This window comes from Streptomyces phyllanthi (assembly GCF_009377205.1).
Taxonomy (GTDB): Bacteria; Actinomycetota; Actinomycetes; order Streptomycetales; family Streptomycetaceae; genus Streptomyces; species Streptomyces phyllanthi.
The window spans coordinates 1-1,414 of sequence record NZ_VJZE01000897.1; the positions used below are offsets into that span (position 1 = coordinate 1).

Below are 1,414 nucleotides of genomic sequence, written 5' to 3' on the forward strand. Positions count from 1 at the left end.
CTTTCCAGTAAGTCCAGTCTGAACGCCCGCGTATTCAGATTCTCACCCCCAGCCGCCCTTGTCATGCCCCCACCAAGCAGGAGGAAACGACCTCATGCCCGCCTCCGGAACCCGCCGCACGAGCATCCGCCACGTCTGCGCCGTCGCCGCCGCCCTCGCCCTGACCGCCGGAGGCACCGCGTCCGCGGCCGCCTCCCCGGCCGCCTCCGCCGATCTGCGTGAGGTGATGTTCGTGGGCAACAACTGGGAGGGCACCGCCGATGTCATCAAGTCCTCCGGCGACTTCGCCAAGATCGGCCGGATCAACGTGATCCCGGACAAGGACGAGCGGATGGCGGAGATCAACGCCAACCCGATCAAGTGGGTCTACTTCATGGCCATCCGCAACAGCGTGGGCGAGGGCCACGACCAGTTCGTCGACGACATGTACTCCACCCCGGACGGCAAGTCGATGGTGGTCTCCCGGCCGAGCTTCGCCGACGTGGTCTCGATCGACCTGGCCACCGGGGACATCAACTGGCGCTTCCCCGTGTCGGGTTACCGCTCCGACCACATGGCGGTCTCCCCCGACGGCACCCGTGTCGCCGTCTCGGCCTCCACCGCCAACACCGTGCACGTACTGGACGTCAACACGGGCAAGCAGGTCGGTTCGTTCGCCACGGGCGACAAGCCGCACGAGAACATCTTCACCAGCGACGGCAAGTACATCTGGAACATGTCGATCGGCGACGTCAACACGGCGCTCGACGACACCTGGCTGGACTGGACAAAGGGCGACCGCAAGATCACGGTCGTCGACGCGACCACGTTCAAGCAGGTCAAGGTGATCGACATGCGGGAGCGGCTCGACGCCATCGGCCTCTCCGACTACTCGGACGCGGTCCGCCCGGCCGCCTTCAGCCCGGACGAGACGAAGCTGTACTTCCAGGTGTCGTTCTTCAACGGCTTCTTCGAGTACGACGTCGCCACGGACAAGATCACCCGTACCAAGGAGCTGCCGAAGAACCCGGCGACCAGCACGGACCGCACCACCTGGGTCAACGACTCGCGCCACCACGGCATCTCGATGAAGCCCGACGGCACGAAGCTGTGCGTCGCGGGCACGATGGACGACTACGCGGTCGTCGTCGACCGGGCCACCTTCAAGGAGGGCCCGCTCGTCACCGCCTCCAAGCCGTACTGGGCGACCGTCAGCGGTGACGGCAAGTCCTGCGTGGTCTCCGAGAGCGGCTCCGACCAGGTCACGGCGATCGACTTCGCCACCGGCAAGAAGACCGTGTCGGTCCCGGTCGGCGACCACCCGCAGCGTGTGCGTCTGGCCCATGTGCCGACCGGCTGGACGGGGCCTACCTCCTAATGAGCTCACTTAAGCGGCCGAAGACGTACGGGCCGGTGTCCGGCCGGTGATCTCTCC

At 66.3% G+C, this 1,414-nt stretch carries 1 protein-coding gene; it reads left to right on the plus strand.

Annotation, left to right across the window (positions count from 1 at the left end):
• Positions 1-94: 94 nt before the first annotated feature.
• Positions 95-1,357, plus strand: coding sequence for a YncE family protein (locus FNH04_RS45960; protein ID WP_152792146.1), 1,263 nt, complete (start codon positions 95-97; stop codon positions 1,355-1,357).
• Positions 1,358-1,414: the final 57 nt, after the last annotated feature.